24 protein-coding genes and 1 other RNA gene are annotated in these 26845 nt (G+C 47.8%); 20 read left to right on the top strand and 5 right to left on the bottom strand.

The genetic code is table 11. From position 1 onward, the window contains the following. Nucleotides 1-63: 63 nt before the first annotated feature. Together Q0Z62_RS02795 and Q0Z62_RS02790 are read right to left on the bottom strand one after the other, a co-directional pair. Nucleotides 64-1371 carry an MATE family efflux transporter gene (locus Q0Z62_RS02795; protein WP_298050565.1) on the bottom strand — a complete coding sequence of 436 codons (1308 nt, stop codon included), beginning with the start codon at nt 1369-1371 and terminating at the stop codon, nt 64-66. Between the two features lie 3 nt (nt 1372-1374). Then, nucleotides 1375-2208, bottom strand: coding sequence for an NAD-dependent epimerase/dehydratase family protein (locus Q0Z62_RS02790; RefSeq protein ID WP_269900415.1), 834 nt, complete (start codon nt 2206-2208; stop codon nt 1375-1377). 152 nt (nt 2209-2360) lie between these two features. On the opposite strand from Q0Z62_RS02790, the gene mog reads away from it, so the two are divergent. The 6 genes from mog (at nt 2361) to Q0Z62_RS02760 (ending at nt 7729) form a co-directional block, all read left to right on the top strand. Further along, the gene (gene mog / locus Q0Z62_RS02785; RefSeq protein WP_269902203.1) at nt 2361-2975 is read left to right on the top strand and encodes a molybdopterin adenylyltransferase; all 615 of its coding nucleotides are present in this window, start codon (nt 2361-2363) and stop codon (nt 2973-2975) included. A gap of 80 nt (nt 2976-3055) precedes the next feature. Next, nucleotides 3056-4120 carry a class II fructose-bisphosphate aldolase gene (gene fba, locus Q0Z62_RS02780; RefSeq protein ID WP_269900414.1) on the top strand — a complete coding sequence of 355 codons (1065 nt, stop codon included), beginning with the start codon at nt 3056-3058 and terminating at the stop codon, nt 4118-4120. Nucleotides 4121-4170: 50 nt separating this feature from the next. Beyond that, complete coding sequence (locus tag Q0Z62_RS02775; protein WP_269902202.1) at nt 4171-5052, top strand: phosphoribosylaminoimidazolesuccinocarboxamide synthase; 882 nt, start codon at nt 4171-4173, stop codon at nt 5050-5052. 4 nt (nt 5053-5056) lie between these two features. Then, the gene (gene purE / locus Q0Z62_RS02770; protein ID WP_269900413.1) at nt 5057-5560 is read left to right on the top strand and encodes a 5-(carboxyamino)imidazole ribonucleotide mutase; all 504 of its coding nucleotides are present in this window, start codon (nt 5057-5059) and stop codon (nt 5558-5560) included. A 2-nt stretch (nt 5561-5562) separates the two neighbouring features. Then, entirely contained in the window at nt 5563-6732 is a 1170-nt protein-coding gene (locus Q0Z62_RS02765) for a 5-(carboxyamino)imidazole ribonucleotide synthase (RefSeq protein WP_298050564.1), read from the top strand. Further along, nucleotides 6725-7729 (top strand): L-threonylcarbamoyladenylate synthase, encoded by a 1005-nt coding sequence (locus tag Q0Z62_RS02760; RefSeq protein WP_298050563.1) that lies wholly within the window; start codon nt 6725-6727, stop codon nt 7727-7729. Before Q0Z62_RS02765 ends, Q0Z62_RS02760 begins: the two co-directional genes overlap by 8 nt. Here Q0Z62_RS02760 and Q0Z62_RS02755 read toward each other — a convergent pair. Together Q0Z62_RS02755 and Q0Z62_RS02750 are read right to left on the bottom strand one after the other, a co-directional pair. Beyond that, nucleotides 7722-8522, bottom strand: coding sequence for an alpha/beta hydrolase (locus Q0Z62_RS02755; RefSeq protein WP_298050562.1), 801 nt, complete (start codon nt 8520-8522; stop codon nt 7722-7724). The genes Q0Z62_RS02760 and Q0Z62_RS02755 overlap by 8 nt on opposite strands. 59 nt (nt 8523-8581) lie before the next feature. Continuing rightward, nucleotides 8582-8809 carry an SWIB/MDM2 domain-containing protein gene (locus Q0Z62_RS02750; RefSeq protein ID WP_298050611.1) on the bottom strand — a complete coding sequence of 76 codons (228 nt, stop codon included), beginning with the start codon at nt 8807-8809 and terminating at the stop codon, nt 8582-8584. A gap of 219 nt (nt 8810-9028) precedes the next feature. Between Q0Z62_RS02750 and Q0Z62_RS02745 the strand changes: the two genes are divergently transcribed. Further along, a complete protein-coding gene (locus Q0Z62_RS02745; RefSeq protein WP_298050561.1) occupies nt 9029-9619 on the top strand; it encodes a M20/M25/M40 family metallo-hydrolase in 591 nt (196 codons plus the stop codon). Between the two features lie 3 nt (nt 9620-9622). Next, complete coding sequence (gene pyrC, locus Q0Z62_RS02740) at nt 9623-10681, top strand: dihydroorotase (protein ID WP_298050560.1); 1059 nt, start codon at nt 9623-9625, stop codon at nt 10679-10681. Between the two features lie 75 nt (nt 10682-10756). Here the strand turns inward: pyrC and Q0Z62_RS02735 are convergent, their stop codons facing one another. Next, on the bottom strand, nt 10757-12571 hold the full coding sequence (locus Q0Z62_RS02735; RefSeq protein WP_298050559.1) for an ATP-binding cassette domain-containing protein: 1815 nt from the start codon (nt 12569-12571) through the stop codon (nt 10757-10759). A 58-nt stretch (nt 12572-12629) separates the two neighbouring features. Here Q0Z62_RS02735 and rnpB point away from each other — a divergent pair. The 12 genes from rnpB to Q0Z62_RS02675 all read left to right on the top strand — a co-directional run bounded on the left by rnpB (nt 12630) and on the right by Q0Z62_RS02675 (nt 26845). Beyond that, nucleotides 12630-13026, top strand: an RNA gene (gene rnpB, locus Q0Z62_RS02730) — RNase P RNA component class A. Between the two features lie 276 nt (nt 13027-13302). Further along, complete coding sequence (mraZ, locus tag Q0Z62_RS02725) at nt 13303-13731, top strand: division/cell wall cluster transcriptional repressor MraZ (protein WP_269900406.1); 429 nt, start codon at nt 13303-13305, stop codon at nt 13729-13731. An 11-nt stretch (nt 13732-13742) separates the two neighbouring features. After that, entirely contained in the window at nt 13743-14813 is a 1071-nt protein-coding gene (rsmH, locus tag Q0Z62_RS02720) for a 16S rRNA (cytosine(1402)-N(4))-methyltransferase RsmH (protein WP_269900405.1), read from the top strand. Continuing rightward, the gene (ftsL, locus tag Q0Z62_RS02715) at nt 14810-15118 is read left to right on the top strand and encodes a cell division protein FtsL (RefSeq protein WP_298050557.1); all 309 of its coding nucleotides are present in this window, start codon (nt 14810-14812) and stop codon (nt 15116-15118) included. Before rsmH ends, ftsL begins: the two co-directional genes overlap by 4 nt. After that, nucleotides 15118-16851, top strand: a complete 1734-nt coding sequence (locus Q0Z62_RS02710; RefSeq protein ID WP_298050609.1) for a penicillin-binding protein 2 — start codon at nt 15118-15120, stop codon at nt 16849-16851. The genes ftsL and Q0Z62_RS02710 overlap by 1 nt, the downstream gene beginning before the upstream one ends. Nucleotides 16852-16853: 2 nt before the next feature. After that, complete coding sequence (gene murF / locus Q0Z62_RS02705; RefSeq protein WP_298050556.1) at nt 16854-19619, top strand: bifunctional UDP-N-acetylmuramoyl-L-alanyl-D-glutamate--2,6-diaminopimelate ligase MurE/UDP-N-acetylmuramoyl-tripeptide--D-alanyl-D-alanine ligase MurF; 2766 nt, start codon at nt 16854-16856, stop codon at nt 19617-19619. Continuing rightward, complete coding sequence (mraY, locus tag Q0Z62_RS02700) at nt 19609-20781, top strand: phospho-N-acetylmuramoyl-pentapeptide-transferase (RefSeq protein WP_269900402.1); 1173 nt, start codon at nt 19609-19611, stop codon at nt 20779-20781. The genes murF and mraY overlap by 11 nt, the downstream gene beginning before the upstream one ends. Further along, nucleotides 20778-22241, top strand: a complete 1464-nt coding sequence (gene murD, locus Q0Z62_RS02695) for a UDP-N-acetylmuramoyl-L-alanine--D-glutamate ligase (protein ID WP_298050553.1) — start codon at nt 20778-20780, stop codon at nt 22239-22241. Before mraY ends, murD begins: the two co-directional genes overlap by 4 nt. A gap of 5 nt (nt 22242-22246) precedes the next feature. After that, nucleotides 22247-23434, top strand: a complete 1188-nt coding sequence (gene ftsW / locus Q0Z62_RS02690) for a putative lipid II flippase FtsW (protein WP_269902199.1) — start codon at nt 22247-22249, stop codon at nt 23432-23434. Beyond that, nucleotides 23431-24501, top strand: coding sequence for an undecaprenyldiphospho-muramoylpentapeptide beta-N-acetylglucosaminyltransferase (gene murG / locus Q0Z62_RS02685; RefSeq protein ID WP_298050551.1), 1071 nt, complete (start codon nt 23431-23433; stop codon nt 24499-24501). The genes ftsW and murG overlap by 4 nt, the downstream gene beginning before the upstream one ends. Beyond that, nucleotides 24498-25904: a UDP-N-acetylmuramate--L-alanine ligase gene (gene murC / locus Q0Z62_RS02680; RefSeq protein ID WP_298050549.1), complete on the top strand. Its 1407-nt coding sequence runs from the start codon at nt 24498-24500 to the stop codon at nt 25902-25904. The genes murG and murC overlap by 4 nt, the downstream gene beginning before the upstream one ends. Next, nucleotides 25901-26845, top strand: a complete 945-nt coding sequence (locus Q0Z62_RS02675) for a D-alanine--D-alanine ligase (RefSeq protein ID WP_298050547.1) — start codon at nt 25901-25903, stop codon at nt 26843-26845. The genes murC and Q0Z62_RS02675 overlap by 4 nt, the downstream gene beginning before the upstream one ends.

The raw sequence follows: 26845 nt of genomic DNA, 5'->3' as shown, positions 1-26845 counted from the left end.
AAACGAATCAATCGATTTGTTTGGTGGGTGTGCTTTTTAGCGCTTTTATATTTTACCCCGGTGCTAGAACAAGGATCGATAATAGGAATATAAAAAAAGAGCTCTAAATAATATATAGCTGATTAGTGCCCACCATAACCCCGTGTTGGCGAAAATAGGAGTCCACCAAACACTAAAAATAACAAAAAGAATTAATGCCGCAACGGTTGAATTTCGCATTGGCTGGGTTTTAGTAAGTCCGATAAATATACCGTCTAATTGAAAAGCAGCGAAAGACGTAAAAATATAAATGGCAGCAAAATGGCGGTGACGATTGGCTATATCTTGGACTAGAGAGTCTTGAGTTAATAAAGAAACAATAGTCGGCCCAAAAAATAAAAAGAGTAAACTTAAAACAGAAGAGCTGATAACTGCTAACACAGTGGTTTTTTTTACAATGAGCTGTAGTTGTAATTTGTTTTTAGCTCCATAAGTATGACCAACCTTCATTTCAGAAACGTTGGCAAAACCATCCAGAAAAAAAGCCGATAATGAGATTAGCTGCAGCAAAATATGGTTAGCAGCTAGGGTTTGGTCCCCAAGTTGCGCTCCTTGTTTAGCAAACCAAGCAAAGCCAGAGATCAGCGCTAGGGTGCGAATCATAATGTCACTATTCACTTTCAATAGAGCCATAAGACGGGTGCGATCAAAAATGGTGTTGCGTAGCTGCCAGAGACGTTGTTGAGGATGGTGAATCCCCATTTTCTTGAAGACAATCCACAACGCAAAAAACAGAGCCACCCATTCAGCAAGCACCGTGCCAAGTGCAATCCCAGCGACACCCAAACTCATCCCCACTACAAATAGGATATTTAAGACTACGTTGAGGCCATTTAAGAGTAGCTGTACCCACAGTAGCTGTTGCGTCCAACCCATGCCAATCAGGATTCCGAGTAAGGCGAAGGTCATTAGCGTAGCTGGCGCCCCTAAAATTCGAATATAAAAATAGTCTCGAACTCGCTCGTTGACCTCAGGGCTAGCACTGAGGAAATGAGTAGCCATTTTTTCTATGGGGTATTGCAACAGGATGAGTGCAACGCCAATGCTGAATCCCACGAGTAAGGTACGAAAGAGTAAAGCATGCAGCTCACGCTTATCTTTGGCCCCTAAGGCTTGCGCTACAAAACCCGTGGTGCCCATCCGCAAAAATCCAAACCCCCAGTACACAAAGCTAAAGATTAATGCGGCTAGAGCAATAGCACCTAAATCCGAGGCAGAGCCTGTCTGCCCAATGACAGCGGTATCAATTAAGCCCAATAAGGGGACAGCGGCATTAGCTACTATGACAGGTAGGGCGAGTCGGATTAGCTCGGGGTAGGAAGGGTGCTGCATATCTTAGGAATCAGGGGAAAGCGAGGCCAATAGCGCGGTATATCCCTCTAGGGTATTGGGGTAGTGAAATAAAAAGCCACTGCTTAGTAATCGCTGATTAGAAAAGTGTTTGCTTTCATAAGGGATAGTAGGGTCAAGTGTTGGCGCGGGCACCTGCAGTTGTTGCGTAATATGGGCGTACAGTCTACGTGCAGGCAAGGGGGTGCTATCGGTAGCTACATAACAAGGCAAAGGAGCCTCCAGCGTTAGCAGATGAGTACAGACTCGAGCCGCATCTTCACTATGGATTCGATTGGCATAGTTATCCATGGCAGGGTTGATTCGTAGCTGTTGTTGGCGAAGGCGCTCAAAAATGCGGTGGCGTCCAGGCCCATAAAGGCCACTAAATCGTACAATACAGAGCTTGTCACCTAGCTCGCGTTGTAGCCATTGCTCGGCGTTAAGTAAATACTCTCCATTAAAGGAAGGAGGGCGTAACATGGAGTACTCATCTTGGGGCACAGGATCCGCCCCATACACGGCGGTGGAGGAGATAAAAACAAAACGGGTCAGAGCACTAAGATCGATTTGTTGTAACAGGTTTTCTAGCCCTTGTTGGTAAATAGCTTCGTAGCTCTGTGCGTCGCGTTGGGCTGGTGTGGGGCTATAGACCATATGAGTATAAGAATCATGGATCGCACGCAGTGATTCGGCTTGTGTTATATCGGCGGATATGGTGTGTTGAAACCCCTGTGTAGCAGGGTGACGGCGTAGAGCTGTGGTTTGCCAGTCGGTTCCTAACTGAGATACGCTTTTTTGAGCCAAGTCACCGGCTCCAATCCAAAGTAATGATTTCATGGTTACGCTCAAAAATAAAAAGCAAAGCATTCATCATAACGTAGTTAATTTTTGTTGCAGCCCCTCGTACAGCAGCTAAGGCAAGCTCAGTGTAGAATAAGACAACATCATTAATATGACATAGCTTTTGTTTTAGGATGACTATGAGCTCTTTGCGTTTACATCGACAGCACCCTGATCAACTTTTAGTGGGGCTGGTTTCTATATCGGATCGTGCTTCCAGCGGACAGTACGAAGATCAAGGAATACCTGCGCTGCAGGGTTGGTTAGATCAGGCCATTGTGCAGCCGTCCCAGTATGCGACACGTTTAGTCGCAGACGAGCCCGAGCAAGTGTCAGCGGCGTTAATAGAGCTAGTTGACGACTTAGGTTGTGATTTGGTGCTCACCACAGGAGGCACAGGCCCTGCACGTAGAGACATCACTCCCGAGGCCACCCTAGCTGTAGGCACTAAAGAAATGCCTGGCTTTGGTGAGCAAATGCGTCAGATTAGTTTGCAGTTTGTGCCAACGGCTATTTTGTCGCGTCAGGTGGCTGTGATTCGAGAGACGAACGATCATGCCGCTCTTATTATTAATTTGCCTGGTCAACCAAAGGCGATTGCGGAAACCTTAGCTGGTTTAAAAGATGATCAAGGCAAAAGTCTTGTGCCGGGCATTTTTGCCGCAGTTCCTTATTGTATTGACCTGATTGGTGGGCCGTATATAGAGACCCACGAGCAGGTTGTGATGTCATTTAGACCAAAATCAGCTCGACGTAGCGCATAAAACTAAACTACACGAGCAAAAAACTTCATTCCACCTTAAAATTACTTTATTCATTATTTGTTTATCTAGGAGAATTCATCATGGCTCTGGTTTCCATGCGTCAGTTGCTCGACCATGCGGCTGAAAATGGTTACGGTATTCCGGCGTTTAACGTCAACAACCTTGAACAAGTTCAGGCCATTATGGAAGCCGCCCATGAGACAGATAGCCCTGTAATCATGCAGGCTTCTGCTGGTGCACGTAAATACGCGGGCGAAGGCTTTCTAAAACACTTGATTCAGGCTGCCGTCGAATCCTACCCCCATATTCCTGTTGTGATGCACCAAGATCACGGTCAGTCCCCTGCGGTATGTCAAGGTGCTATTGACCTAGGCTTCTCTAGCGTGATGATGGATGGCTCACTCAAAGAAGACGGAAAAACGATTGCTGATTTTGAGTACAACGTAGAGGTGACTCGTAAAGTGGTCGAAATGGCACACAAATTAGGTGTGACCGTAGAGGGCGAGTTAGGTTGCTTGGGTTCCTTAGAAACCATGCAAGGCGATAAAGAAGACGGTCATGGTTTTGATGGTGTGTTGACCATGGATCAGTTGTTGACTAGCCCTGAAGAGGCCGCTGAATTTGTACGACGCACTCAACTTGATGCATTAGCTATTGCTATTGGGACAAGTCATGGGGCATACAAATTCACTCGTGAACCCACCGGCGATATTCTTTCCATCGAACGCGTAAAAGAAATTCATGCTCGTTTACCTAATACGCACTTGGTCATGCACGGTAGTTCCAGTGTGCCTCAGGAACTCTTAGCGGAGATCCGTGAGTTTGGCGGTGACATGAAAGAAACCTACGGTGTGCCTGTGGCAGAGATCCAAGAGGCGATCAAGTATGGTGTGCGTAAAGTGAATATCGATACTGATATTCGTTTGGCTATGACTGCTGCTGTACGTCGTTTCTTATTCCAGAACCCAGAAAAATTTGATCCTCGTGAGTTCCTGAAGCCAGCTCGCGAAGCCGCTAAGGCCATTTGTGTGGCGCGCTACCAGCAGTTTGGTGCGGCAGGGAACGCGTCTAAAATTAAGCCTATTACGCTCAATGAGATGGCAGCAAAATATGCTGCCGGTGAATTAGCTCAACGCGTTGAATAATTAGTGTTCCAGAGGCGGTGTAATACACCGCCCTTTGTTTTATAGGATATATCGTGCAAGCTCTATACCAAAGCACGCTGCAATCGTTGCCTTTGCTCGGTCGTGGCAAAGTTCGTGATATGTATGCTGTCGGTGACGACAAACTATTAATTGTTGCTTCAGATCGTTTATCTGCGTTTGATGTGATTTTAGATGATCCCATTCCAGGTAAAGGGGCTGTGCTGACACATTTAACCGAGTTCTGGTTAAAAAAACTAGGTCATATCGTTCCTAATCATTCCACACCAGTCAGTCCATTAGATGTAGTTCCTGTTCAGGAACACGCCTTGGTTCAAGATCGATCAATGGTGGTAAAACGCTTAAAACCGATTATGGTCGAATGCGTGGCACGGGGTTATGTGGTGGGCTCAGGTTGGGCTGATTACAAAAAAACAGGTACGATTTGTGGGATTGCATTACCTGCAGGGTTACAACAGGCTCAAAAACTGGATCAGCCTATTTTTACCCCAGCAGCAAAGGCAGAGGTGGGTGAGCACGATGAGAACGTCAGTTTTGATTATGTGGTCAATGAATTAGGTCAAGAGCTCGCCGAAAAGCTTCGTGATACGACCTTAGCGCTCTATCAGGCAGCAGCTGATTATGCAGCTCAACATGGCATTATTATTGCGGATACCAAATTTGAGTTTGGTTTAGATGAAAATGGGGTGCTGCATTTAATGGACGAGGTCCTGACTCCCGACTCATCACGGTTTTGGGATGCGGCGACCTATGCGGTAGGCAGTAACCCAGCTTCTTTTGATAAGCAGTTTGTGCGTGATTGGCTAGAGACCCAAGACTGGGATAAAACTGCCCCTGCTCCGCGCTTACCGCAAGACGTGATTGAACAAACCGCGGCTAAATATGCCGAGGCTGTGACTCGTTTAGGGGCTTAGTACCATGTCCAAGATAAAAGTAGGTATTGTGATGGGCTCGTCTTCGGACTGGCCTGTGATGCAAAACGCAGCACAGATTCTGACTGATTTTGGTGTGCCCTTCGAGGCAAAGGTTGTCTCGGCTCACCGTATGCCCATAGATATGGTGGATTATGGTGCTCAGGCGTCCGAACAGGGCTATCACGCCATTATTGCTGGGGCGGGTGGTGCAGCCCATTTACCCGGCATGTTAGCCGCTTTAACTGAGGTTCCCGTTTTTGGGGTTCCCGTTCCTTCACGCTATCTAAAAGGCGAGGACTCGCTGTTATCTATAGTGCAAATGCCTAAAGGTGTGCCAGTGGCTACTTTTGCGATAGGCGAGGCAGGGGCTGCTAATGCGGCCTTGCATGTGATTGCAACGATGGCAGTTCATGATGCTGATCTAAAGGAAAAGTTAAAGGCGTTTCGTGCGCAACAAACAGAAAATGCGCGCGCCATGCATTTGCCAGCGGTGGGTGAGTCGAGTTAATTATGTCTACTGTAAACACATTTCTACCAGGGCAGTGGTTAGGCATGGTGGGTGGTGGCCAATTAGCCCGTATGTTTTGTTACGCGGCCCATCGGATGGGCTATAAGGTCGCTATTTTAGATCCTGATCGAGCCAGTCCTGCCGGTGCAGTGGCTGATAAGCATATTTGTGCTTCGTATGATGATAGTGCGGCTTTACTGCAGTTAGCAGAGCTTTGCCCTGCTATTACCACTGAGTTTGAAAATGTACCGGCTCAAAGTTTAATTCGCTTAGCGGAGATCAGTCGCGTTACCCCAAGTGGCGAGGCAGTCTCTGTGGTGCAGGATCGTATTCGAGAAAAGCAATTTATCGCTAAAGCCGGAGTTCCTGTTGTGCCGTATTGTGCGGTACATAACATCGAGGATCTGCTGAATGCAGAGGCTTCTCTCTTTCCCGGTATTTTAAAAGCCGCTCGTTTTGGTTATGACGGTAAAGGGCAGGCTCGGGTACAAACCAAACAAGAGGCCCTAGAGGCTTTTGCTAATTTTGGTCAGGTTGCCTGTGTACTAGAGGCTTTACAGCCACTAGAGGACGAAATATCAGTAGTCGTAGCGCGTGCTTTGGATGGCTCTACGGCGATTTATACTCCCTCACATAATCAACATCGTGATGGGATTTTGGCTGTGTCTACGGCGGCGAATCCGTGTCGACTCACAGACTACCATCAACAGGCTCAGACCGCAGCCGTAGCGATTGCAGAATCGCTTGATTACTACGGTGTCATGTGTGTAGAGTTCTTTATCTTGGCGGATGGGACGCTTTTAGCTAACGAGGTCGCTCCACGTCCTCATAATAGTGGTCACTTTACTATAGAGGCTTGCCTTAGCAGTCAGTTTGAACAACAGGTGCGGGTGATGGCTGGGTTGCCGTTGGGCTCAAGCCAAGAGCTACAGTCCTCTACGATGTTTAATGTGCTGGGTGATATGTGGTTTAACGCTGAAGACGACTACATTGAGCCTAACTGGCCAGCATTGTTGGCCGTTCCAGGCGTATATTTGCATTTGTATGGCAAAGCAGAAGCGCGCAAAGGTCGAAAAATGGGACATGTGACATTGTTAGCTCCAAATGCCAAGCAATTACAGGCTAAAGCTCAGCAAGTAGCCGATATTTTAGGCTTTGATTGGTATGAGTGATCTGGATGCTCAAATTCATGATGCGGCTCAACGTCTTGCTAAAGGGCAATTGGTCGCATTTCCTACCGAAACGGTGTATGGATTAGGGGCAGATGCCTCTAATCCAGAGGCTGTAGCGGCGATTTTTGCAGCGAAAGGGCGTCCATCCAATCATCCGGTGATTGTGCATGTGGCGCCTCAGGCGGACTTATCGTACTGGGTCTCGGACATACCCAAAGAGGCCCAGCAGTTAATGGACGCATTTTGGCCAGGGCCTCTAACACTGATTTTACCTCGCTCCGTGCAGGCATTAGCGGCGGTTAGTGGTGGCCAAGACACCATAGGGATACGTTGTCCCTCACATCCTGTAGCGCAGGCCATGTTAAAGGCCTTTGAGCAGATTAAAGGGCCTGGGGCAGGGGTAGCGGCCCCGTCAGCTAATCGTTTTGGGCAGGTTTCTCCGACTCAGGCACAGCATGTACGTGATGAGTTTCCTGATGTGGATAGCTCAGAGTTGTATGTGCTGTCTGGCGGTAGCTCAGATGTAGGTATTGAATCAACGATTGTAGATGTGTCTAGACTAGCCCAAGGTGTGGCCCCAGTTGTTTTACGACCAGGGCATATTACTGCGACCCAAATTGCCGAGGTTTTGCAGCGCGATTTGGGCCATCAACAGGCAGAGAATACACCTCGTGTGTCCGGCTCATTAAAGGCGCATTATGCGCCACGCACCCCGTTGTTTTTATTGTCTGCAGAGCAGATATCTGTTTTACCCGCTGGCAATGTGGTTGCGGTTAGTTTTGAGGGGTTGGCTCCGGTAGGGGTGCATAACTATCAAGCACCACCGACTCCTACTCATTATGCCAGTCAACTGTATGCCATGTTACGTAGTTTAGATCAGCAGGGCTATAAAGCGATCTACGTGCAGCGTCCCCCTCAGACGCCAGACTGGGATGCAGTCAATGATCGTCTAGGGCGAGCCGCAGCTGCGTTTGAGCTAGACACAGATATTACATAGGTTGTTTAGCTAAAAATTGAGTAACCAGGTCTATCACTCGATCAGGCATGTCAATATAAGGTGAATGGCGGCAGACCTCTAAAGCGCAGGTTTCTGTGTGCGGTATGTGTTTTTTGAGATCATAAATTTGTGCCAATGAGGCATATTCATCATCAGTGCCCTGTATGGCTAATACGGGGCATTTTATGTGTTTGATGTCTTGCTCTATGTTCCAGTGATGTAAATAGTATTCGTCACCCCAAACACCTGCCCAGCCCCAAAAAGCAGAATCCACATCGGCATGATAACGGCTAAGTCGTTGGCGCAAATCCCCTTGCTTATACCATTCGATGGCTTGTTGTACGCCAGCCGTCGTCATGGGTTCTATATAAAGATGGGGGGCAAGCACAATGATGTTTTTTGCTAGGTGCTTGGGCATGGCTGCATAAAGTAGTGCAATGGTGGCACCGTCACTATGCCCAAATAGTGTAAAAGGCTCTGTGACATTGAGGGCCTTTAATAATGCTGGTAGAGCTTGTTGTGCCTCAATGTGCAGGTAGTCACCGTGCCATTTTTCAGTGGCTGGTCGTGGCGTGCTTTGGCCATAGGCATAACGAGAGTAGATGAGTCCGCGATAGCCTAGCGCTTGGCATAGGCGCTCTGGCCAGTTTTGCCAATGCGCTATGGAGCCTAAGCCTTCGTGTAAAAAAATCATAAGCGGGGCGGTTGTGTTGTTTACACCAACCCATTGGTACTCAATATCCCTTTGCTTTCCGTTCCACTGTAGATGGATTACTTCACTCTTTTTTTTCATGGCTATACATATAAAAAAAGCGACTGGCACAGCAGTCGCTAGGTGAGCAGCCTAAGCGTTTAGCTTAGATGAGCATTTAAACATTTGCTCAGTTCAAACATGCTGATTTGGTCTTTGCCAAAAATGGGTTTCAGTTTGGCGTCAGCATTGATATTACGGCGATTCTCAGGGGCCTGTAAATCATGTTTTTTGATGTATTCCCACATTTTCTTAGTTACTTCGGTGCGGGGAAGCGGTTTTTTGCCTACGATTTCAGCTAGATCTGCACTAGGGGTCATGGGTTTCATGAATCCAGTGCCGGTGGCTTTGCTGGCCTTAGAGACTTTAGTCGTTGTTTCAGAGGTGGTTTTAGTGGCTTTAGCCATGGCTTGCTCCTGTAGTAAGTCGCACAGATTGAAAAGGGCAGTTGTCAGCCTTAACAAAACATAGCATGCTATGTGTGGTTCGTCTGTGCTAGATCTTGTTTAGCACGACATTTATCTATCTTAGCCCTATAAATTGTAAGAATGACACCACAAAAGTCTTTGTTAACAGAACTTTACAGCTTGTTGCCTGAAATCCAAGGCATTCGACAGCGTATTCATGCTCATCCAGAGCTTGGCTTTCAGGAGTTGGCTACTGCCGCATTGGTCGCTGACTATTTGCGTCAACTTGATATAGAGGTTCATGAGCAAGTTGGGAAAACGGGTGTAGTGGGTGTCTTGAGAGGGACCGCAGGTATCTCAGCCCGAAGCATTGGCTTACGAGCAGATATGGATGCCTTGCCCATCCATGAGCAAACTCAGTTGCCATACCAGTCCACGATTGCTGGACAGATGCACGCTTGCGGGCATGATGGTCATACTGCAGTGCTGTTAGCCACTGCCGCTTATTTGGCTAAACACCGTGATTTTGCTGGGATAGTGCATTTTATGCTGCGTCAACGGCCGGGGGCTTATTTTCGACTAGGGCAAGGTGGTGCAGAACAAAGGCGGGTATTGCATAATGCTAATTTCGACTTTAATGATGCCGTGATCCCACAGGGGGCGGCCATGTTTGTGCGTATTGCACAAAATTTTTTAGCTCAGACTACGACAACTACATTGAATTTAGGATAAAAGATGACGGTGGCTACACAGCAATTACGACTACGACGACCTGACGATTGGCATGTTCATTTGCGCGATGGCGCGGTATTGCAGTCGGTAGTGGCACATACAGCACGGCAGTTTGCGCGTGCTATTGTAATGCCTAATCTGACACCCCCCGTTATTACTACGGCACAGGCGATTGCCTATCAGCAACGTATTATGGCGGCTTTAGCCACACATACAGAGGCCCCTGATTTTACTGCCCTGATGACCTTGTACCTAACCGATAAGACACCTGCAGACGAAATAGCAAAAGCGAAAGAGTCTGGGGTGGTTCATGCCGTTAAATTATACCCAGCAGGGGCAACAACCAACTCTGATGCTGGTGTAACTGATCTGCTCAAGCATTGTGGAGCAGTGCTCGAGGCCATGCAAAAACATAATTTGCCTTTGTTGGTGCACGGGGAAGTTACCGATCCGACTATTGACGTCTTTGACAGAGAGGCTGTTTTTATTGATCGGGTGATGCTGCCTTTACGTAAACAATTTCCTAATTTAAAAGTCGTTTTTGAACACATCACGACCAAAGAAGGGGCTGATTATGTAGCTACCGCCGAGGGCCCGGTGGCGGCGACCATTACCCCGCAGCACTTACTCTATAATCGCAATGCTATTTTTAGTGGTGGGCTACGTCCTCATTGGTATTGTTTGCCGATTTTAAAACGTGAACTTCACCGAGAGGCCTTACTGGCTGCTGCAACGAGCGATAGCAATCGTTTTTTCTTAGGTACTGATAGTGCGCCTCATGTGAAAGGACAAAAAGAAAAAGACTGTGGTTGTGCAGGCTGTTATTCTGCATACCATGCAATGGAGTTATACGCTGCTGCCTTTGAGTCGGTAGGTAAATTAGATAGATTAGAGGCCTTTGCTAGTTTGAATGGCCCTGCTTTTTATGATTTGCCTGTTAATGATAGTTTTATCACGCTTGAGCGTACCGAGACCATGATTCCTGATGTGCTAGATATGGCCAATGATCAGATCGTACCTTTAGCGGCAGGTGAATCACTTAATTGGCGTTTTGTAGAATAAAACTAAAGCCCGAGCCAATTAAATCATTGACTCGGGCTTATTTTTACTTAGATTGCGGCGATAAGAAATCGTAAATTAACCGCCTTTTTTCTCTTCTAAGGCCTCCCAACGAGCAAATAGCTCTGTCAGATCCTCATCTAAACCGGCAAGCTGGGCATTGATGGCATCTGCTTTGGCAGTGCCTTCGGTGTAAAGGTCTGGGTCTGTGAGCTGTTCGGCTAACTGGACTTGTTGCTTTTCTATTGTGGCGATCTTTTCAGGGATCTCGGCCAGTTCTTTTTCTTCCCACGAGGCCAAACGACTTTTGGTGACGGTCTTAGTAGGCGTGGGGGCCGCCGCGGCCTTAGCAGCAGGTTTTGGATTCCCTTTGCCTGATTTGGTTTTCTGTACCACAGGCGCAGGACGTTGTTCTAGCCAATCGTCATAGCCGCCCACGTATTCTCCCCAATGTCCATCACCCTCGGCGGCAATAACCTGAGTCACTACGTTATTTAGGAAGGCTCTATCGTGGCTGACTAGCATAACTGTGCCCGTGTATTCGGTCAGCAAACCTTCTAGTAGTTCTAAGGTTTCAATGTCTAAGTCGTTGGTGGGTTCGTCTAAAACAAGCACATTAGTAGGTTGAGCAAACATACGAGCTAAGGCTAAACGAGCTCGCTCGCCACCGGAAAGTGTTTTGACAGGTGAATTAGCTCTAGCAGCAGGGAACAGAAAGTCCTCTAGGTAGCTCATAACGTGTTTACGTTGATCACCAATTTCAATCCACTCAGTACCAGGGCTAATGGTTTGGGCTAGTGTGGCATTTTCATCTAAATTGGCTCGCATCTGATCAAAATATCCAATATTGAGCTGCGTACCATGTTTGATGGTGCCATCAGATGGTTCAAGTAGACCCAGCAAAATACGTAATAATGTGGTTTTACCTGCCCCATTTGGACCAATAAAGCCGATACGATCGCCGCGCATAATAATGGTTGAGAAATCATTAATTAATACACGCTCGTCAAATCGTTGATTGAGGTTTTCGGCCTCAATCACAATTTTGCCCGATTTTCGGCCTTCGGCAATGGCAAAGTTAACGTTACCGGAGCGCTCTCTGCGTTCTGCACGGGCGCGTCGTAATGATTCTAATCGACGCACGCGACCCTCGTCACGGGTACGGCGTGCTTGTACGCCAGTACGAATCCAGACTTCCTCTTGGGCGAGGAATTTGTCAAACTTAGCATTTTGTTGGGCTTCGGATTCTAGCCACTCGGCTTTGCGTTCTTGCCAGCGAGTAAAGTTACCGGGGAAGCTGAAAATATGGCCGCGGTCTAATTCAATAATGCGGGTAGCGACCGAGTCCAAGAAGGCTCGGTCATGAGTAATGACAACGATGCTGCCTTTGAACTGTTTGAGCTGTTGCTCTAGCCACAAAATACCATCAAAGTCTAAGTGGTTGGTGGGCTCGTCCAGAAGCAATAGGTCTGGCTCATCGGTCATGGCCTTAGCTAGAGCGACTCGCTTACGCGTTCCGCCAGAGAGTGCATCGGTTAGCGCATCAGGATCTAAACCTAACTGATCTATTAACGCACCAACACGACCCACACGTTGCCAGTCTTCGGTTTCAGCATAGTCCCCGCATAGGTAATCGTAGATGGTCGTGTTTTCAGGCAAATCAGGTTCTTGTTCTACGGTAGCCACACGCAAACCGCTTTTGAACATGATTTCGCCCTCGTCAGGTTGTAGACGTTGGTCAATCAGTTTTAATAAAGAAGATTTGCCTGTGCCGTTGCGCCCGATAAGGCCACAGCGCTCATTGTCATGAATAATGAGATCAGCATTATCTAATAGGGGATGGTGGCCGAAGGCGAGTTGCACTCGGTTAAGGGTCACAAGATGAATAGACATAGGCTAAATGAAAATAAAAGATGAATGTTTGTATTATCGCAGGTTACAATGGTGTCGTGGGGCAGGTCGGGCAATCGCGGTGAATTCCGAGGAAGGTCCGGACTCCATAGAGCAAGATAGCGGCTAACAGCCGTCTGGTAACTCGAAAGACAAGCCAAGGACTAGGGCCACAGAGACGAGACTGCGTCGGGGGCATATCTATTGTATATGCACTGGTACGGCGACTCCGTACTGTTTAACGGTTTTCCGTTATAATGATGTAGGGTGAAACGCGGTAACCTCTATCTGGAGCAACATCAAATAGGCGTATGCAGATTGATTCTATCAATCTAAAGGGCGGCTCGTCCGAATACGCGGGTAGATGGCTCGAGCGTATAGGCAACTATACGCCTAGACGAATGATTGCCAACCTATTTATAGGTTTACAAGATCCGGCCTATAGACCTGTTCCACACTTTCTTATTGTCGACTCCGACAAAAAACTAAAATGTTATGAATTGTAATAAGCGTATCTTGTATTACGTAGATGGACGCACGCCCATACGTTACAGTTTACATTTGCTTTAGAGCTCAATTTATTGATTTTATAGGTTTTTTTAAAATTAAATCAAGTTAGCACTTGGGGCTAAGTATTTGTTGTAATTGAAAAAAATGGAATACGGTCTTGACCCTAAAGCGCGCATAGCTTAGAGTGGGGAAAAGTGGGTTTTAGTGTAAATGGATGGGGTCAAGTGTTCCAAGGTAGCAGTGCGCTCAGCCTAGATGCCAAAGGTCGTATGACGGTTCCCACACGGTATCGGGATCACCTGTTGGCTACTGAATCAGGATGCCTCACCCTTACACGGCACCCTGATGGCTGCTTAATTCTCTATCCTCGTTCTACATGGGAACAAAAGCGCGAACAAATCGCGGCATTACCTATGTCTGCTCGAGCCTTACAGCGCTTAATGCTCGGATCTGCCCAAGACGTAGAGATAGACTCTGCTGGGCGAATTCTCATTGCTCCAGAGCTGCGACAGGCAGCAGGCTTACTTAAGAACACGATGTTATTAGGTTTAGGTGGCCATTTTGAGCTTTGGGACGCTCAGCAACTAGAACTACGCCAAGCCGCAGACCTAGCTCAAGCTCTCCCCGAAGCGTTAGATCATTTTTCACTCTGAGTCGGCTCACCATGGAACTCAAACATCGTTCCGTTTTACTGGAACCTACGGTTTCAGCTTTACTCGCTCCTAACTTTACGGCGCGACGTTGGCCTGTGCTTGACTCCTCTACGCTTGCTCCGGTCCAAGGCATCTTTGTTGATGCGACCTTTGGGCGTGGCGGGCACAGCCGCTACCTATTACAGTTTTTAGCTCCAGATGCACGTTTAATTGTGTTCGATAAAGATCCTACTGCGATTGAATTTGCCCTAGAGCTTCAGCGTGAGGATGCCCGAGTCACAGTCGTTCACGCTGGTTTTGTAAATATTGCTCAACGCCTAACGGATTTAGGTATAGAGCAGATTGATGGTGTCATGATGGACTTGGGAGTCTCTTCCCCCCAGATAGATGACGCTGATCGTGGATTTTCTTTTATGCGCAATGGCCCATTGGACATGCGTATGGACAACTCAACAGGCCCAACGGCCGCAGAATGGTTAGCAACCGCTGACCAAGACGAAATTAAGGAGGTCATTGCTGATTATGGCGAAGAACGGTTTGCTTTCCAGATTGCAAAGGCGATTACAGCTCGCCGCGAATCCAGTCCGCTATGCACCACGCATGATCTCGCCGAGCTGGTCGCCAGCACCGTCCGCACGCGGGAAAAGAATCATCACCCAGCCACTCGGACCTTCCAGGCTATACGGATTTTCCTCAACCGCGAGCTCCAGGAGCTTACGGATGCGCTCCCGTTAATTTTAGGTCTGCTAAAACCAGCGGGACGCTTGGCCGTGATCAGTTTTCACTCCCTAGAGGATAGGATTGTTAAGCAGTTCATCACGGGCGCCTCTAAACCGGCAATGCAATACGCACGCATGCCTATTGCAGATAAGGATCTACCTCCTGCATGGTTAGACAGTTTGGGTCGGGTCTTACCTACACCCGAGGAAATTAGTCATAACGTACGCGCGCGTTCCGCTGTGCTGCGTGTGGCTGCTCGTACCGACGCTCCGTTATTAGACGGATGGCAACACGATTTGCTTGAGGCGTCGGCTCATGCAGCTAACGCGGGGGCACACTCAAAGCGCGGAGGGCGTCGATGAACTTGCGGGTTTGGGTGCCTGTGCCTATTTTAGTTGTGTTGGTGATGGCGTCGGCGATTTATCTTGTGAATACTCGGTATCAATCCAGAGTCTTATTCATTAAAAGTGAGCAATTACTGCTACAAGCTCAAGAGCTAGATATTGCTTGGCGTCACTTACAGTCAGATCGAGCTGAGTTAACGCGAAACTCAAGAATTGATCGGCTTGCACGAGAACAGTTAAATTTAGCACCCACAGAGCTAAGTCGTACCCATTATATCCAAGGTAAACCATCGGCCTTACCTCCCATGGAGGCGCAGCCATGATGCCGCGCGATCATAAGATACGTCAAAAACAGCCTGCCATTGGCGTCCCGCTATGGCGGGCTAGAGCCATTTTGCTCTTAATTATGGTGGCATTTGCAGCCCTTATTGGGCGAGCCCTGCATCTGCAGGGGCTTACGACTGATTTCTTGCAGGCTCAGGGTGAAAAAAGATACGTACAAGACATTAGCCTGCCACCTATTCGTGGCAAAATTTTTGATCGTACGGGTAAAGTCGTTTTAGCTTCTTCTGTTTTAGTTAAAGCCGTGTGGGCTAATCCACCTAATGCGTCAAATGCCACCGATGCCCAATTGACGCAGCTTGCAGAGTTACTGAGTCTACCCTTGTCTGAGGTTAAACGCTCCATTGCAAATGGAGGGCGTGAGTTCGCCTATATTAAACGGCAGGTAGAGCTAGACTTAGCCGAAAAAGTCATGGCATTACGTATACCGGGCATTGATACACGTGATGAGCTACGACGCTCTTATCCAGAGGGTGAAACCGTATCGCAAATCATAGGTATTACGGATATTGATGGGCTAGGTCGAGCCGGTCTAGAGATGACCTTTAACGAGGAACTCTCTGGGCAGGCTGGCTCACGCAAAGTATTACGGGATCGCTTGGGTCATGTGCTCGAAGACTTAGCTGAGGTCACCCCTCCTGTGCATGGTAAAGATATTTATCTGTCCTTGGATGCAGGGATGCAGTACGACACGTTCATAGCCCTAGACAAGGCCATAAAAGACAATAATGCCGCTGCAGCAAGTGCGGTAGTGGTGGATGTGACAACCGGTGAAATTCTTGCTTTGGTTAACTTGCCAACGTTTGATCCTATACAGCGTCACACGATCAAACCTGAGTCCATGCGTAATCGAGCCCTAACCGATACCTTTGAGCCAGGTTCCACTATGAAGCCTTTTGTGGTGGCGCTGGCCTTAGATATTCAGCGCATTGGATTGAATACTAAATTTAATACCGGTAATGGTCAGTATCGTTACCAAGGGCATACGATTACAGATGTAAGCCGATTTAATGGGGTGCTGGATGCCGAGGGCATTTTACGGCGCTCCAGCAATATTGGTATGACCATGATTTCCGAAATGTTGACCTCCGAGGAAATGTGGCAGAAATTTACCGCCTTGGGTTTTGGGCGTGCACCACAAATAGGGTTTCCGGGTGCAGTCTCTGGACGATTAAGACCATGGGATCGTTGGCGACCCATTGAACGTGCCACCATGGCGTACGGCTATGGTCTGTCCGTTTCGTTAATGCAGATGGCCCAGGCTTATACGGTATTTGCCCGTAATGGTGATATGGTCGCCTTGTCGTTGTTACGTCGAGATACTCAACCTACCAGCATTCAGGTGTATAGACCTGAGGTTGCCCAAGCCGTGCGTAAAATGCTGGAGGCTGCTGCAGGGCCAGATGGGGCGAAGTTAGCTCAGGTTCAAGGCTATCGTGTAGCAGGGAAAAGTGGTACAGCACGAAAAATTGTAGATGGAAAATATAGTAAATCAAACTATCGCAGCTCCTTTGTCGGTTTTGCTCCAGTGTCTAATCCACGAGTAGTGGTTGCAGTCACTATTGATGAGCCTAAAGGGCATTACTACGGTGGCCGGGTGGCGGCTCCTGTGTTTGCCGATATTGTGGCAAGTAGTTTGCGTCGTTTAGATATAGAGCCGGATGAGCCGGTGGATGCGTTGGCGGCAACGAGCCCCAATCAGGAGAAAAGATAATAATGAAAGCAACAGCAGTCGTTAATTGGTTAAAAAAACAATGTGCCCCAGAGGCACACCTATGTTTGGACTCAAGAGTTATTACTCCCGGAGATGTGTTTTTTGCTTGTCCTGGTTTAGTTTCGGATGGTCATGCGTATATTGATCGGGCGATTGCTGCTGGCGCAGCCGCTGTAGTCCAAGATGCGGCTGGCGCTATAGCCTTAGATATACCGACATTGCAGGTCGAAGGGCTCAGCCAGTTATTGGGTGAGATCGCTCACGAGTGGTATGGCAAGCCATCAGCACAGATGACGACCATTGCTATCACGGGTACGAACGGTAAGACCTCCAGTGTGCAGTGGTTAGCCGCAATGTTAAATAATTCGGGCATTGCATGCGGTACGATCGGCACATTAGGTGTGACCTTGCCGGATGGCTCAAATTTAGGTGGTGTACTCACAACGCCAGATGTGTTGACGATGCATCGTAGTTTGGCGGCCATTCATCAGGCGGGGGCAAATCTAGTTGCTTTAGAGGCGTCATCCATAGGCTTAGAACAAGGGCGTTTAGATCACGTAGAGATCGATGTGGCGGCCCTAACAAACTTATCCCATGACCACTTGGATTATCACCACACCACAGAAAATTACAAAAACGCAAAACAGATTTTATTTAACTGGCCTCATTTACGTTTAGCTGTAGTAAATAAGGATGATGCGTTTGGTCGCGAGTTATTAACGACCGCAAAAGCCGCACGTATTCTTAGTTACTCCATTCTGGATAAAAGTGCAGACCTGTACGCGGATGATGTGCATACGGGCGGTGATGGACAAGTCTTTAATTTGATTGAGGCGCATGGCACAGCGCAGATTTTGACGCGCTTATTAGGCGATCATAATGTGTCTAATTTGCTTTTGGTTTCTGCTGTTTTGCTTGAGCTTGGCTGGCCTATTGCCAAAATTGCTCGTTTAATGGCGACCTTAGGCCCCGTGCCGGGCCGCTTACAAATAGTGCGCTCAGCAACTGTTGGCACGCATCGACCTCTACCCTTGGTGGTGGTGGATTATGCACATACACCAGATGCCCTAGAGCGCGCTTTATTATCTCTACGTGATGTGGCGAAAGTACGCAATGGCAAGGTCACTTGTGTATTTGGTTGTGGTGGGGATCGTGATACAGCAAAGCGTCCTTTGATGGGCGAGATTGCAGAGCGTTTGGCTGATAAAGTCATTATTACAACCGACAATTCACGCTCTGAAAACCCAGCAGATATAGCTAAACAAATCCAGTCTGGCATGAAAGCAGAATCGGCTTATCTTGAACTAGATCGAGCTAAAGCGATTTTACAGGCTGTTTGGTCAGCAGAGCCCAGCGATATTGTATTGATCGCCGGTAAGGGGCACGAGACCTATCAGGAAATTCAAGGCCAACGTTCTGTTTTTGATGATACCCATTGGGGTGCATTTGCCTTGACGTGGCTACGCGGTGTGACGTTATCAACGGATACACGCTCTATACAGCCCGGGCAGATCTTTGCCGCAATCAGTGGCGATCGCTTTGATGGTCATGATTACCTGCAGGCAGCCAAAGAAAAGGGCGCTGCAATGGCACTGGTTTCTCATGCCGTTGATGTGGATATCGCTCAGTTTGTCTTAGGTGATGTACAGACAGTGCTAACCAAAGTCGCGACCTTATGGCGTCAACGCTTTCCTATTCCTGTCGTAGCGGTTACAGGCAGTAATGGGAAAACCACAACCAAAGAGATGATTGCCGCTATTTTTACAGAATGGTTGGGTGCTGATAGCTATTTAGCAACCGCAGGTAATCTCAATAATCAATTGGGCGTACCTTTATCTGTATTGCGTTTAGCGCCCCAACATAAAGCAGCCGTTTTTGAACTAGGTATGAATCACCCTGGTGAGATCGCCCCCTTAGCCGCAGTGGCAGCGCCAACAATTGCTTTAGTTAATAATGCACAACGAGAGCATCAGGAATATATGCACTCTGTGGATGCTGTGGCGGCTGAAAATGGGATGGTGCTTTCAGCACTAACAGAGCAAGGTGTAGCGATTTTTCCGGCTGATGATCATTACAGCTCATTTTGGAAAGAGCTCGCTGGCGATAAAAAAACCGTATGTTTTGGATTTAGCCAAGATGCTATCGTGCGTGCTGATGATATCCATGCCGACCCGACCGTGACGCGTTTCCGTTTATTTATTGATAAAGACAGTGGGGCAGTGCATTTGCCAGTGCCTGGCGTACATAATTTACGTAATGCCTTGGCTGCGGCGGCATGTGCTTATGCTGCAGGTGCGCCGTTGGCCTCTATTATAAAAGGCTTAGAGTCTTTTAAAGCCGTTGCCGGTCGTATGCAGCTCAAACATTTACCAAACGGCATGCAGCTCATTGATGATAGTTACAACGCTAATCCCGATTCAGTACGGGCTGCTATTGATGTGTTGTCTCAATTGCCTGGCAAAAAAATACTGGTCTTAGGCAATATGGCCGAGGTAGGTATCAATAGTGGGGCGGTGCATTCCGAGGTAGGAGCCTACGCGCGTGAGCACAATATCACTACTTTATTTGTTTTAGGTCAGGACGCTAAAAAAGCAGCCGAAGCCTTTGGCTCTGAGTCCAGTAGTTTTGATGATTTGGATCAATTGATTGAACAGTTGTTGTTAGCTATGCCTGCGCAGGTATTGGTGAAAGGTTCTCGTAGTGCTCGTATGGAACGAGTCGTAGAGGCATTAGAAAATCATTTTACGGAGAACCACCATGCTTCTTGAGTTAGCACGTTGGCTTGCTGATTCATACTCTCGTACATTTAGCGTATTTGAGTACATTACGTTACGTGCGGTGCTGGCAAGCGCTACCTCGTTAATCATTGGCTTATGGTGTGGACCATGGGTTATTCGCCGTCTGACTGAGATGAAAATCGGTCAGGCAGTGCGATCTTATGGACCCGAGTCTCATTTGCAAAAAAATGGTACGCCAACAATGGGTGGCGTTCTCATTCTGATTTCTATTGGTATCAGTACCTTATTATGGGCCGATTGGACCAATCGCTTTGTATGGGTTGTGTTGCTGGTTACGTTTGGCTTTGGTTGGATTGGTTGGGCTGATGACTATAAAAAGGTAGTTCATCGTGATCCAGAGGGCATGTCTTCGCGTCAAAAATTCTTTTGGCAGGCCTTAATTGGCATCATTGCCTCGGTGTATTTGACCTTTGCTGTATCCGCTCCTGCCACTGTTGATTTATGGCCTTTGTTTAAAAGCTGGGTGTTGAGTGGTTTTACGATGCCACTGCCTACACAAGCTGATTTAATTGTGCCTTTTTTCAAAAGCATTAGTTACCCTTTAGGTGTTTTTGGTTTTGCTGCATTGACTTGGTTTGTGATTGTTGGCTCCAGTAATGCCGTAAATTTAACGGATGGCTTAGATGGCTTAGCCATCATGCCAACGGTAATGGTGGGAAGTGCTTTAGGGATTTTTGCCTATGTGGTTGGACGGGTAGATTACTCTAAATATTTACTCTTTCCCTATATCCCCGGTGCGTCTGAACTCATGGTGATTTGTGCTGCTTTAGCTGGTGCAGGTTTAGCCTTTTTATGGTTTAACACGCATCCAGCTCAGGTTTTTATGGGTGACGTAGGTGCTTTAGCTTTAGGTGGGACGCTAGGAACCATTGCGGTTATCGTGCGACAGGAGATTGTGTTTTTTATTATGGGCGGTGTTTTTGTCGTCGAAACCCTTTCTGTCATGCTGCAGGTGACGTGGTTTAAGTACACCAAGAAAAGATATGGCGAAGGTAGGCGTATTTTTAAAATGGCACCTTTGCATCACCATTTTGAAGTCAGTGGCTGGAAAGAAACCCAAGTTGTGGTGCGCTTTTGGATTATCACCATGATGTTGGTCTTAATTGGTTTATCAACCTTAAAATTACGATGAAAACCCCTGTATTTAGCACCTCCGACAATGGCTATACCCTGATCTTAGGCTTAGGGGAGACGGGCTTGGCTGCGGCACATTGGTATTTGCGTCAACAGCTACCAGTCCGTTTGGCAGACACGCGGGTGTCTTATCAGCCTCAACTAGAGGCAGTGCAGGCGCAATACCAGACAGCAGCCATCGAGATAGTATTAGGAGAACAAGCCTTAGCTAGCTCGGTTTTGGATGGGGTGAAAACGGTGGTGTTAAGCCCTGGCCTAGCTCTAACAGATACCGCCGTGGCTGCATTATTACTAGAGGCTAAAAAACAGCAAATTGCGGTTATTAGCGAAATTGAGCTGTTTGCGCAGGCATTACATGACTTAATAAAACAAGGCTATCAGACAAAAGTAATGGCTGTAACCGGTACAAATGGGAAAACCACCGTTACTCAAATGCTAAAGCATATGGTGGCGGATGCGAATTACCGCGTACAAGCTGCTGGTAATATCAGTCCAGCCGCCCTAGAGGCACTGATGCAATGCCTTGATGCGAATGCATTACCGGATTTTTGGATTATAGAGCTATCTAGTTTTCAGCTAGAGCATACATTTAGTCTGCCTGTATTGGCAGGAACTGTATTAAATATCACCCAAGACCATATTGATTGGCATGGTTCGATGGCGTTGTATGCGCAAGCCAAAGCGCGCTTATTTGCTATGAGCACTGTTGCGGTAGTGAATCGCAATGATTCCTATACGCAACAATTGGCTGCAGGTCATGCCCAGATCCGTAGCTTTGGTCTGGACTCAGTCATTCAGGCTCATGATGTGGGCGTGGTGGATCAGCAAGGTCAGTCGTGGATTTGTACAAAGGACACCACAGCGAGTCAGGTATCGTGTTTATTACCTACCGAAGCTTTACTTGTAGCGGGAAAACACAATCTGAGTAACGCATTGGCGGCGTTGACGTTGGCACATGCTGCAGGTCTAGAGTGGGCCTCACTATTAATGACCCTACGTTCCTACCATGGTGAGCCCCACCGCTGTCAGTTTGTGCGTAATATAGCAGGCGTTGATTTTATCAATGATAGTAAAGGTACAAATGTAGGGGCTACAGTAGCAGCTCTAGAGGGCTTAGATCGTCCTTTAGTATTAATTGTGGGCGGGGTGGATAAAGGACAAAGTTTTGAACCGTTAGCTCAGGCCATTACGTCCAGTTCCTGCAAGGCAGTGGTTTTGATTGGACGAGATGCATCACGTATTGCGCAACAGTTAGAAAACACTTCTGTTCCTTTACAGTTTGCTAGCGACTTAGATGATGCCGTCTCACAATCTTTTGCGCTCTCGGTAGCTGGTGATGCCGTATTGTTGTCACCCGCTTGTGCCAGTTTTGACATGTTTTCTGGCTACATAGAACGAGGCCACCGTTTTGTAGAGAGCGTGACAGAATTGGCGCTAGATCAAGGAGAGGTGGCATGAGCTTAATGACTCTCTTTAGCCCTCGGGTATTGCGTGCACGCAGACCTGACCGCACAACCAGTCCCACGGTAGACGTGCCGCTGTTAACGGTGATTGCATTGCTGGCAGTCTTTGGCTTACTGATGGTGTATTCTGCGTCCATTGCCTTAGCTGATGGCCCTCAATACAAAAGCTATGGCCACTATTATTTTGTGATTCGCCATACGCTATTTTTGGGATTAGGTGTCTTGGCGGCAGGGGTAGCGGGTTTAATTCCCATGAAAGCGTGGGAAAAAATGGCTCTACCCCTATTTGTGGTTGCTACCTTATTGTTGGTGGCTGTCTTGATTCCAGGCATAGGACGCGAAGTAAACGGGGCTAGACGTTGGATTCCATTGGGCTTGGTTAACTTTCAACCTTCAGAGTTAATGAAAGTGGCCATGATGTTATTTGCAGCTAGTTACGTAGTGCGTAAAAAAGACAATATGTCAGAGTTTTTACGTGGCTTTCTGCCCATGGTGGTAGTCGTTGGCGTAGTGGGCTTATTACTGGCGCTAGAGCCCGACTTAGGGGCCTTTGTCGTCATCGCCTCTATTGCTATGGGGGTGCTATTTATAGGTGGTATTGCGCTGCGTTGGATGGTTGGCATGGTGGGGTTAGTCGGTGGCGCAGGCGCGGCCTTAATTTGGTTTGCTCCTTGGCGCAGAGAACGACTATTTGTTTATTTAGACCCGTGGAAACCAGAAAACGTATATGGCAGTGCTTATCAGCTTTCACATTCCTTAATCGCTTTTGGTCGGGGCGAGTGGTTTGGGGTGGGCTTGGGCTCTAGTATTGAAAAACTGCATTACTTGCCCGAGGCGCACACGGACTTTATTGTGGCCGTGATAGGTGAAGAGCTAGGCTTTGTTGGTGTGACCTTATTGATTTTAGCGTTTGCCTTTGTGGTGTGGCGTGCCTTTGAAATAGGTCGTCAAGCTGTTGCGATGGAACGCTTGTTCAACGCCATGGTAGCTCAGGCGGTAGGGGTATGGTTAGGCGCTCAAACCTTTATTAATATTGGTGTTTGTTTGGGCTTGTTGCCCACTAAAGGCCTAACTCTACCCTTAGTAAGCTACGGGGGCTCCGCCATCATTATGAATTTAGTCGCCATCGCTTTGTTGTTGCGTGTGGATCATGAAAACCGGAATTTAATGCGGGGCAAACAACAATGAGTCGTTCAATCTTGATTATGGCTGGGGGAACGGGTGGGCATATTATGCCAGGGCTCGCCGTAGCGCATCATCTACGAGCTCAGGGCTGGCGTGTTCACTGGTTAGGAAATCCCGATCGAATGGAAGGCAAGCTAGTGCCAGAGCATGGCTTTTCTTTGTTGCCGCTGCATTTCTCAGGCTTACGAGGCAAAGGGATAGGGGCGTTACTCAAACTGCCTTTTCGGCTTTTGCAGGCGTGTTTACAGGCCAGAAAGGCCATTAAGTCCTGTCAGCCTGATGTGGTGTTAGGGATGGGGGGCTATGTGGCCTTTCCCGGTGGTGTAATGGCCAAACTGGCAGGTATCCCACTGGTCGTCCACGAACAAAATGCGATTGGTGGTACAGCGAATCGTTACTTGGCGAAAATTGCACGTCAAGTCTTGGTGGGTTTTCCCGGCGCATTACCTGGTGCAGTAATGGTAGGTAATCCTGTACGCAGCCATTTTGCTACGCAAACCCCACCCGCACAACGTTATGCCCAACGTACAGGGGCATTACGTGTTTTAGTGGTGGGTGGCAGCTTAGGGGCATCTTTTTTGAATCATTTAGTGCCAGATGCGATGGCTTTGATTCCATTTGAAAAGCAGCCTTTATTAGTGCATCAGACTGGGGCAGATCATATACATCATGTACAGATTGCCTATGAAGCACTAAATGTAATTGCTGATCCAGTTAGTTTTATTGATGATATGGCGGATGCCATGGCGACGGTTGATTTGGTGATTTGTCGGGCAGGAGCCATGACTGTCGCTGAAATTGCTGCAGTTGGCGTAGCGGCATTATTTGTCCCCTTGCCTCATGCGATTGATGATCATCAGACGGCAAATGCGCGTTACTTGAGTGATTGTGACGCAGCACTCTTAAAACCACAAAGTGAACTGACTCCTGAGTGGCTGGCGCAGTGGTTACAGAATACGAATAGAGAACAACTAATGCAGATGGCAGTGCACGCCCAAGAGCACGCACAACTAGAGGCAACAGAGAAAATAGCGAATACGTGTATACGCGTCGCCAAAGGAAATTCATGAAACATCGTATCCAACATATTCACTTTGTAGGGATTGGCGGCTCTGGAATGAGCGGCATTGCCGAGGTATTGTTAAATCTAGGCTACGCGATTAGTGGGTCAGATATTCAGGCCTCAGCAGTAACGCAACGCTTAGAAAAACTAGGCGCGCGTATTGTGATTGGCCATCAGGCCGAAAACGTGACCGGAATGGGTGCCATTGTGGTGTCCACAGCCATCGGTAATGATAACCCAGAGGTTTTAGCGGCTCGAGCTTTGCGCATCCCTGTTGTGCCTAGAGCCCTTATGTTGGCAGAGCTCATGCGATTAAAGCGCGGTATAGCCGTGGCTGGTACTCATGGCAAAACCACTACCACAAGTTTAGTCGCTAGTATTTTGGCTGCTGGAGACTTGGACCCCACCTTTGTCATTGGTGGTCGATTAAATTCAGCCGGAGCAAATGCTCGGTTAGGCCAAGGCGATTACATCGTGGTTGAGGCCGATGAGTCAGACGCCTCATTTTTGAATTTGCTGCCTGTTATGGCCATCATTACCAATATTGATGTAGACCACATGGATACCTATGGTCATGATGTGGCACAGTTAAAAAGTGCATTTATTGATTTCACACAACGTCTGCCATTTTATGGTAGTGCTGTGCTGTGTGTTGATGATGCGAATGTACGTGAAATTATTCCTTTTGTTTCACGTCCAGTCACGACTTATGGGATTGAAACAGAAGATGCGCAAGTTCGCGCCGTCAATGTGCGTCATGTAGGCACAAAGATGCAGTTTGATGTGATTCGTCAAAGTAGTGTGGGTGAGTTGCCCTTACTATCCGTTAGTCTAAATTTACCCGGGCTACATAATGTATTAAATGCCTTGGCGGCAATAGCGGTTGCGACAGAACTTGGCGTATCTGATGCGCAAATTGCAGCGGCTTTAGATGATTTTACTGGCGTAGGTCGTCGTTTTTCTCAAGTCGGGGATTTGAATGTGCCTGGTGCAACTGGTGGCACTTATACCGTCGTGGACGACTATGGGCATCATCCTGTTGAAATGCAGGCCACATTGGCAGCGGCTCGTGGTGCTTGGCCTGATCGTCGATTGGTTTTGGCGTTCCAGCCACATCGCTACACACGAACTCGAGATTGCTTCGAGGATTTTGTGAGTGTATTAAGCCAAGCTGACGCGGTTTTGCTGACCGAGGTTTATTCGGCAGGAGAAGCCCCCATCGTAGCGGCAGATGGCAGAGCATTATCTAGGGCTATTCGTGTAGCGGGTCGGGTAGAGCCTGTTTTTATCGAGGATGTTGCACAACTTGCCGAAGCCATCCATAATTTTGTGCGCGATGGTGATGTGGTCCTGTTAATGGGGGCTGGGTCTATCAGCCGAGTCGCTACTCAGTTAAAGGATTTAGCATGACAGATTTAGGTAAAGTAGGCGTGTTATATGGTGGGATATCTGCGGAACGAGAAGTATCCCTTATGTCCGGAGCCGGCGTTCATCAGGCCTTATGTCAATTAGGGGTGGACGCGCATCTCTTTGACACACAGAGTCAAAGTTTAGCTGAGTTAGCTCAGGCGGGTTTTGATCGGGTCTTTATTGCATTGCATGGGCGATACGGCGAAGACGGCACCTTGCAGGGCGCCTTGGAGCTTTTACATATTCCCTACACGGGCAGCGGCCCAATGGCATCAGCAGTGGCGATGGATAAAGTCATGACGAAGCGGATTTGGCTGCAACATGGCCTGCCTACACCTGATTTTGCCGTATTGAAAACAACGCAGGATTTAGTGGGCTTAGCAGATCGTTTACCGATGCCATTTATTATGAAACCGGCACACGAAGGATCAACGGTTGGGTTTAGTCGTATTGATCAAATCGATCAAATAGAGCCAGCTTATGCTTTGGCCGCTAAATTTGACCGTGCTGTTTTGGCAGAACGCTTTATTCAGGGCCGAGAATTAACAGTACCTGTCATTGGCTCTGGGGAACAAGCACGTTCATTGCCTATAATTGAGATAGCAGCACCTGATGGTAATTACGATTTTGAAAATAAGTATTACACGAATGACACACAGTATTTTTGTCCTGCACCATTGGATAATGCTTTAAGCGAAACGATACGCGAGTATGCTCGATTGGCTTATTTGGCTGTTGGGTGTGAGGGGTGGGGGCGTGTGGATTTTATGTTGGACGCCGATAACCAGCCGTGGCTCCTAGAGGTGAATACCTCTCCTGGTATGACCAGTCACTCTTTAGTTCCCATGGCGGCAAAAGCCGAAGGCACCAGTTATGAGCAGTTGTGTTTACAACTGATCCAAACTGCAGACCTTAAACTACAAGCGGTGGCTAGGTTGTAA

The sequence above is a fragment of the uncultured Paenalcaligenes sp. genome (assembly GCF_947630565.1).
GTDB lineage: Bacteria > Pseudomonadota > Gammaproteobacteria > Burkholderiales > Burkholderiaceae_B > Paenalcaligenes > Paenalcaligenes faecalis.
This window is presented reverse-complemented; position numbering and strand designations above follow the sequence as displayed.